The organism is Arthrobacter sp. 05T444 (assembly GCF_056395905.1).
The window spans coordinates 1-8,188 of record NZ_JBFTKK010000043.1 but is presented as its reverse complement, the minus strand read 5'-3'; the positions used below and the strand labels follow the sequence as shown (position 1 = coordinate 8,188).

5 protein-coding genes are annotated in these 8,188 nt (G+C 63.8%); 3 read left to right on the top strand and 2 right to left on the bottom strand.

What is annotated here, in order from left to right:
• The 3 genes from AC1DD3_RS21840 to AC1DD3_RS21830 all read left to right on the top strand — a co-directional run.
• Positions 1-1,224: L-lactate permease (locus AC1DD3_RS21840; protein WP_476882509.1), on the top strand; the 1,224-nt coding region annotated here is incomplete at its 5' end.
• A gap of 86 nt (positions 1,225-1,310) precedes the next feature.
• Positions 1,311-2,681, top strand: a complete 1,371-nt coding sequence (locus tag AC1DD3_RS21835) for an FAD-binding oxidoreductase (RefSeq protein WP_476882508.1) — start codon at positions 1,311-1,313, stop codon at positions 2,679-2,681.
• A gap of 138 nt (positions 2,682-2,819) precedes the next feature.
• Positions 2,820-3,602 (top strand): FadR/GntR family transcriptional regulator, encoded by a 783-nt coding sequence (locus AC1DD3_RS21830; RefSeq protein ID WP_476882507.1) that lies wholly within the window; start codon positions 2,820-2,822, stop codon positions 3,600-3,602.
• Positions 3,603-4,160: 558 nt separating this feature from the next.
• Here the strand turns inward: AC1DD3_RS21830 and AC1DD3_RS21825 are convergent.
• Together AC1DD3_RS21825 and AC1DD3_RS21820 are read right to left on the bottom strand one after the other, a co-directional pair.
• Positions 4,161-6,989 (bottom strand): FAD-binding and (Fe-S)-binding domain-containing protein, encoded by a 2,829-nt coding sequence (locus AC1DD3_RS21825; protein ID WP_476882506.1) that lies wholly within the window; start codon positions 6,987-6,989, stop codon positions 4,161-4,163.
• Positions 6,989-8,188 (bottom strand): L-lactate permease (locus AC1DD3_RS21820; RefSeq protein WP_476882505.1); only part of this gene is annotated, 1,200 nt, incomplete at its 5' end. The genes AC1DD3_RS21820 and AC1DD3_RS21825, both read right to left, overlap by 1 nt.

Here is an 8,188-nt window from a genome sequence, read left to right as displayed (position 1 = left end):
GCCCTGAACGGGGTCACCGGCCTGCCCTTGCACGATCTGTCCTCGATGGCCGGCCGGCAAACACCCTTTGTCGCCCTGATCGTGCCGCTGCTGCTCGTCTTTATCGTGGACGGCAAGCGTGGCCTGAAGCAGACCTGGCCCGTGGCGCTAGTGGCCGGCGCGGTATTCGGCATCTTCCAGTTCATCACGTCCAACTACTTTGCCGTCGAACTGACTGACGTTGTGGCCGCCGTCGCAACGGTGGCCGCAGTGCTGCTGATGCTTCGTTTCTGGCAGCCCCGGCAGATCATCGAGATGTCCGGGCAAGGCAGCGAATCAGGCGAGCCCGGCGATGAGTTGTCATCCGGCCCGGCACAGTCCCGTCAGGCCTCGGCTCGCCGCTACGGCTCAGAGCGGGAACCGGCCTCCGCCTCCGTTACGGAGGCCGTTTCCGCGGCCGCGACCACGCGAGTCATGACGCCGACCAACGTACAGCGGCCCGCAGCGCGGGAAATTTGGATGGCCGTGGCGCCGTACCTGATCATCATGACTATTTTTTCCATCGCCCAGATTCCTCTCGTGAAGAACTGGCTGAGCGTGGTGGGAAGCGTGAGCTTTGCATGGCCGGGCCTGGACGTTGTCGATGCAGACGGGAAGCATGTTGCCGCGCAGAAGTTCAAGTTCGACCACCTTAAGGCCACCGGTACGCTTCTGCTGATCTCTGGCATCATCACCATGGCCCTGTACCGCATTCCGGCAATCAGTGGACTCCGGATTTACTGGGAAACTCTCAAACAATTGCGCTGGACCATCATCACCGTGACCGCCGTCCTCGCCCTGTCCTTCGTCATGAACCTGTCCGGACAGACAACGTCCCTCGGTCTGGCACTCGCCTCGGCCGGAGGCTTCTTTGCTGTGCTCTCCCCGGTGATCGGCTGGATCGGAGTCGCGCTCACCGGCTCTGACACCTCCTCCAACTCCCTGTTCGGCCAACTCCAGGTTGCCGCAGCCGAACAAACAGGCTTGCCTCCGGTTCTCATGGCAGCAGCAAACTCCTCCGCCGGCGTAATGGGCAAGATGCTGTCCCTGCAAAACTTGGCAGTAGCCTCGGCTGCCGTGGGCCTTGAAGGAGCCGAAAGCACGCTGTTCCGGAAGCTTCTGGGCTGGAGCCTTGCGCTCCTGGCCGTAATGATCGTCCTGGTCCTGCTGCAGTCAACTCCGGTGCTGGGCTGGATGGTTCCCTAAACCCCACATCATCAAAACGAACATCGCACTGGGGTACGGTTTCGTCCAATCCCTGGGCCCCAAGAAAACAAAGAGGTTTCCTTTCCATGAGCACAACAACAGCCCTCACAGCGTCCTTGGCTCTCCTGAACGCCAGCGCACACTCGTCGATTGACTTGGACGAACGCGTCCGGGTAAGCACGGACCGATCCGGCTACATCCCGCCCAGCCTCCCGGACGGCGTCGTGTACGCCACCAGCACGGAGGAAGTGGTTGCCACCATGAAACTCGCGGCGGCACACAACGTTCCGGTGGTTCCCCGCGGTGCCGGGACAGGACTGGCGGCGGGAGCTTCGGCCCACGCGGGCGAAGTGGTCCTTGACCTGGCCCGGATGAACAAGATCCTCCACATCGACCCGGTGGAGCAGCTGGCGGTGGTGGAACCTGGCGTTCTCAACGCCGAAGTGAACGCCGCAGCGGGGGCCCACGGCCTTTTCTATGCACCGGATCCCGCGAGTACGGCAATTTGTTCCATCGGTGGCAACATCGCCACCAACGCCGGCGGAATGTGGTGCGCAAAATACGGCGTTACACGGGAATCCGTCCTGGCGCTCCAAGTTGTCCTGCCCGACGGCCGGGTGCTGCGCACGGGAAGGAACACTATTAAGGGAGTTACAGGGTATGACCTGAACGCCCTGATGATCGGTTCTGAGGGAACGCTGGGCGTCGTGGTGGAAGCCACGCTGCGCCTCCGGCCCCGGCCCATCCGGACCGCTACCGTCGCCGCCTATTTCCCGGATGTCGACGCCGCCGCCCTGGCTGCATCCGCCATCATCGCAGCCCGGCTGCAGCCCTCGGTGCTGGAACTCATGGACGGCCCCACACTGGAAGCTGTGGACGCGGCGCACGGCACCGACCATCGCTCAAAGGGCGGTGCCTTCCTGTTGGCCCAGACCGACGGGTACGGCGCGTTCCTGGAACAGGACGTCCTGCTTAAGGCTATCGAGCCTTTCGCCAGTTACATCGAGAAGGCCGTTGATCCTGCGGCCGCGGATGCGCTGGTGGCCACACGAAGGGAAGCGATCCCGTCGCTTGAGCGGCTTGGACGTGTCTCGATCTGCGACATCGGCGTGCCGCGGAACCAGTTGGCAGCAGTCTTCGCGGGGCTGGAAGACATTTCCCGAAAAACGGGCGTCCGGATTTTCAACGTTGCCCACGCAGCGGACGGCAACCTTCACCCGATGATCGTCGTCGAACCCGACGAATCCATCACCGAAGGGCCCGCCAAGAAGGCCCTCGGCGACATGTTCTACCTGGCCCAGCGCCTTGGTGGCACGCTCACGGGTGAACACGGCGTCGGGCTGCTGAAGCTAGACTGGCTTGAAGACGAGCTGGGCAGCGTGTCGCTGGAACTTCAGCGGTCGATCCGCAATGTGTTCGATCCGCAGGGAATTCTGAACCCGGGTAAAGCCATCTAACCGGACTACACAGTCCCTCTACAGGCTTGGGTTAAGGAAAGGGATAGCGGCCGCTTACAGGTTCTGTTATCCCTTTCCTTTCCTGACCTCTTGGACAGTACCGTCGCTGATGCTTTTCCTGGTAGGGGAAAATGAAGCATGACCGATTTAGCACCTTCCTCACCGAAGCGGACATACGATGCACTCCTGCAGGATGTTGAGGAGGGGTTGCGCTCCGGACGCTTCAAAACCGGGGACCAATTGCCCGGGGAGCGCATACTGGCCGAAACATACGGTATATCCAGGGCATCAGTGCGAGAAGCAATGCGAATCCTGGATGTTGTGGGTGTCATCCGCAGCCCGAGCGGGGCGGGCCCCAAATCCGGCGCCGTCTTCGTCTCTGAACCTTCGGCAGGGCTCGCCTCCACACTTCGCCTCCATATCGCCAGCAACCGACTTGCCGTCAAAGACATCGTCGAAACCCGAATTCTCCTCGAAACATGGGCTGCCGAGGCGGCTGTTCAACATGACGATCCACAGGGCATCCAGCGAGCCAGGGAGCTTCTTATGGCCATGGATGCTCCAGACATCGATTACGAAACATTCCATAATTTGGACGCCCAGTTCCATCTGGCTCTCAGCGCGTTAGCTGGCAATACGGTCATCGATACGGTCATGGACTCCCTTAGCGGCTCCGTCCGTGGCTACATCAAGGACGCCCTAGTTTCTCTCGGACAATGGCCGGTCGTCCTCGCGGAGCTTAGGGCTCATCACCACGCAATCTTTGCTGCCGTTGAAGACAAGAACGGCGGCCTTGCAGCTGACCTGCTCCGGAAGCATATCGAGTGGCTGTACGACCAGACCACAAACGCACAGTCCGTAGCGCCCAATCCCCCTGGGCCTGGACGGACGAACATTCTGGCAAGTCCGGCCCAAGCTTAATCGGTTACAAGGCTGAACCGCAGGGCGGCGTTCTGCCCCTATTCGCCGCCCACGGCAGGCACGAGCGTGGAAGAAGCTCCACTCGAAATTACGCAGGCCAGCCCCGGTGCGACGGAAAGAGGTCCTCAATCATTTATTTCGGGACAGGGGCTCTCGATGCCCGGCTAGACAAGCGAAGAGACTGCCCGAAGCCAACAACTCCCGGGCCAGCACCTCCACACCCCAATTACCCGGGTTGCGCGGCCCGCCGCTTTGGGGGACCCCCGTCGGGGCGGCAAAGCACAGGTGGGTTGGCACCAGTCCGACTGGACACTAAACGACGGCGGGCGCCCAAGGAGAGCTAGATCGACATAATCATGGCTATCGACCATGCGGTACTGCGGGTTTGTGCCGAACCCTACGCCTTCCATTCTTCCGGTAAAGATGAGGTCCTGGTAGAGCTGGACGATGGAGGACGGCTGGTGAATTAGATAGAGAGGTTGAACGCGCGGTTCTGGTGGTTCCCTGCTGATAGGTGATGGTCACGAGAGCCGGTCATGAACAGGTTGCCGGATTTGGTCACCTCGTCACTTCCTCCAGCAGTTCCAGGACGTGCCGGTAGTCGGCGCCCGTTGCCCTGGTCATCCCCAGTTCGCAGGTGCGGTTGCATGATGCATGCGCTGACGCACCGATTTGCCCGACCTCTTCCCCCTGCTTGCGGGTGGCGGATGCCGTGAGCTCGGGGTGGAGCATGCCGCGATCCCCGGCGAACGCGCAGCAGCCCCAGTTCACCGGAACATCCACCTTGTCCGCCACCGCCTTGGCCACTGCGTCCAGGGAACCGTTGATCCCCATGCGGGTTGAGGAGCAGGTGGGGTGCAGGGCCAGGGAATCGAGCTTCTCGTGGTCCGGAAGCTTGGGCAGGATGTGCTCGGCGGCGAAGTCCACGGCATCGACGATCCTCAGCGGACGCTGGCCCAACAGGGGGACGTCCGATTCAACTGCCTGCCGAAGCCCCTCGGTGCAGGAGGAGGCGTCGCAGATGATGCTGAGCTCGCCGTCGCGGGTGGCTTCGCGGAGCGCGGCCAGGGTTTTCTCCCGCATCGTCATTTGGCCGGTAACCATGCCCTTGGAGGACCAGGGGGTTCCGCAGCAGAGGCCGTCGATGCCGTCCGGCACCAGGAGCGTGACCCCTGCACGCCCGCAGAGCTTCTCGAAGCTGTACTGCACTCCGCGGTCGGCAGAACCGGGCTTACCCGCGCCGGCCGGCCCGAACATCGTCCCCACGCACGCGGGGAAGTAGACGGCGTCCGGCGCCCTGTCCGGCATCGGACGTTTCCTGATGGAACCGCCGCCCGGCAGCTCCGGTGAGTACAGCGGTACGGTGTCCGTTCCCAGGACCGCCCGGGCCGCCTTGTTGGGGGGAGCCACCGCCGCAGCAGGTAGCTTGTTCACAACGGTGAGGGCCAGCGAAGCGCCACGCGTGACACCTTCCCAGTGCTTGGCCGCGGCGTTCCACGCGCCGTTGGCCACGGGGCCGGCGTCGGAGCGCCGGATCCTTTTGACCAGCAGGCCGGTGTTGATCTCTACGGGACAGGCCGTCTGGCACATGCCGTCCACGGCGCAGGTCTGCACGGACTCGTAGTCATAGTCCTTTTCCAGTTGCTTCACTAGCGCTGTGTCGCCGGCCAGGCGCGCGGATTCGATCGCGCGCAGGGTCACGATGCGTTGTCGCGGCGTCAGGGTGAGGTCCTTGCTGGGGCACACCGGTTCGCAGTAGCCGCAGGAAACGCAGCGGTCTACTTCTTCGGCAACGGGGGGCGCCGTCTTGATGTGGCGCAGGTGCGCCTGTGGATCGTCGTCCATCAGGACGCCGGGGTTCAGCGTTCCGGCGGGATCGAACAGCCGTTTGATCCTGCGCATGACACCGTACAGTTCGTCCCCGTACTGCCGCCGCACATATGGCGCCATGACCCGGCCGGTGCCGTGCTCGGCCTTGAGCGAGCCGCCCTCGCCCAGAACCAGGTCCACCATGTCCTCCGTGAACGAGCTGTACCTGTCCAGTTCGTCGGCCGTGGTGAACCCGTCCGTGAGCATGAAGTGGACGTTGCCGTCCTTCGCGTGCCCGAAGATCACGCTGTTGCTGTAGCTGTACTTCTCGAACAGTCCGATCAGTTCTTTGCACGTCCGGCCCAGCACGGGAACCGGAACCACGATGTCCTCCAGCAGGGCTGTGGTGCCCTGCGGACGGGCGCCGGCCACCGAGGCGAACAAGCCCTTGCGGAGGTGCCACAGGCCTGCACGCGCGGAGGCATCATTGGTGAATTGAGCACCGGCGGCCAGGCTCAAGCTGGGCAGAATGTTTTCGCCGCCGCGCTGCAGGACTGCCAGTTCGTCCGGCCCTTCAGCCGAGTATTCCACCAGCAGCGCTGCGTGGTCACGGACCATCAGGTCCTGCACGACGGCGGGGGTCCCCTTCAGTGTCTGGCCCACCTTGAGGGACAGGGCATCCATGAGTTCCAAGGTCGCCGCGCCGGTCGCTACCAGGGCCGGCAGGGCGGCGTTGGCTGTCTGCAAGTCGGGGAAGACGAGCAGGCCAGTCGCGGCGTGCTGCAGCCGTGGGATGGTGCGGAAGACCGCCTCCGCCACGAAGCCGAGTGTGCCTTCGCTGCCGACGATCAGGTGGGCCATTATGTCCACCGGGCTCCTGTAGTCCAGCAGGGAGTTCAGGCCGTAGCCCATGGTGTTCTTCATGGAAAACTGCTGCCGTATCCGGCGCACCGAATCGCTGTTGCCGCGCACACGGGCGGCAAGCTGCGACAGGCCTCCGTAAAGGTCCGGCTCCAGCGTCCGGAGCTTTTCGTCCGCGTCCGGCGCTCCGGTGTCGATGACGGTTCCGGAGGGCAGCACCACGGTAAGGGACTCAAGCGTTTTGTAGGCATTGTCCACGGTGCCGCAGTTCATGCCGGAGGAGTTATTGGCCACCACCCCGCCGATGGTGCACGCCGCCTCGCTGGCGGGATCCGGGCCGAACTTCCGCCCGTACGGTGCCAGCCGCGCATTCAGCGCCCGCACGGTGACGCCGGGCTGCACGCGGACCCGGGCGCCGCCGTCGAGCACTTCAACTTCCCTGAAATTGCGCCGCACGTCCACCAGGACTCCGTCGGTGACTGCCTGGCCGCTCAGGCTGGTTCCGCCGGAGCGGAAAGTCAGCGGAACGCCCTGTGCGGCACTGGCCTGCAGGAGGCTTCCAACTTCTGCCGCGTTCCCTGCCATCACGACGGCCTGCGGGATGAGCAGGAAGTGCGAGGCGTCGTGGGCGTTGGCGTGCAGGTCGATTGCGCGGGTCTTCACTTGGGCGGGATCGGCAACGGCCTGCCGGAACTCTGCCAATTTGAGGTTGGGCATCAGGGAACCATCCAGCCAAGCACGGGTGTGGACTGCAGGAAGATCAGGAGCGTGATGAGGGCCAGGAGGCCCACGCTCCAGCCAATCAGCTTCCTGAACAGGGTGCCTTCCGCTCCGTCCAGGCCCACTGCAGCGGAGGCCACGGCGAGGTTCTGCAGTGACAGCATCTTGCCCATGACGCCGGCTGACGAGTTGGAAGCTGCCATCAGGACGGGCGAAAGTCCGGTCTGTCCTGCGGCGGTAGCCTGCATCTGTCCGAACAGCGAGTTGGAGGAGGTGTCCGAGCCGGTCAGGGCAACACCGATCCAGCCGATCAGAGGCGAGAGGAGCGCGAAGAGGCCGCCCGCCGAGGCGAGGGCGAAGCCGAGCGTGGTGGTCTGGCCGGACAGGTTCATCACGAAGGACAGGCCCAGCACCGCAGTAACGGTGACAATCGTCCAGCGAAGCTGCACCAGGGTCTCGCGGTAGATGCGCAGCCCGTTACCTGCCCTGATCCGGTAGAGGGCCATGGTGATGATGCCCGAGAGCAGGAGCAGGGTTCCGGTGGACTTCAGGTGGTCGAGCTTGAACTTGGTTGCCGCCACTTGCTTGCCGGCTGAATCGGTGATGTCCAGGCCGGGCCAGTGGAATGTCACGGCGCCCACCTGGCCCAGCCAGGCCTTGATGAAGGGGATCTGCGCGACGGAGAAGATGGCGATGATGATCAGGTAGGGGGCGATAGCCAGCCAGATCTCCCGCGGCTCCGGGCGGGTGCGGGTGGGGACGATGTCCGGACCTGCTTCCGGCGTTGCGGGCTGGCTCGCGCCCTGCCGGAATGCGCGGTCTTGCGAGGCGGAACCGGACTTCTCGGCTCCGCTGCTGTGGGCCATGACAGGCACAGTATCCGCTTGCAGGGAGTCGCCGACGCCGATGGTTTCCTTAGGCTGCCAGGCCCTAAGCATCAGGAGCACTGCGGCCACGGCGACCACGGCGGCCACGACGTCAGTCAGTTCCACGGCCAAGTAGTTTGAGGTGACGAACTGAGCGATGGCGAAGGCGACGCCGGCGACCAGCGCCACGGGCCAGGTCTGCTTCAGGCCACGCTTGCCGTCCACGATAAAGACGAGCAGCAGCGGCACGATCAGGGCGACAAAGGGTGTTTGCCGGCCGGCCATCGAGGACAGATCGTGCAAGGGCAGGCCGGTGACCCCGTTCAGGGC

Bases quoted from the DNA above. Each gene is read 5' to 3' on its own strand.
- AC1DD3_RS21835 (WP_476882508.1), top strand. From the start codon at position 1,311: ATGAGCACAACAACAGCCCTCACAGCGTCCTTGGCTCTCCTGAACGCC.
- AC1DD3_RS21830 (WP_476882507.1), top strand. From the start codon at position 2,820: ATGACCGATTTAGCACCTTCCTCACCGAAGCGGACATACGATGCACTC.
- AC1DD3_RS21825 (WP_476882506.1), bottom strand. From the start codon at position 6,989: ATGCCCAACCTCAAATTGGCAGAGTTCCGGCAGGCCGTTGCCGATCCC.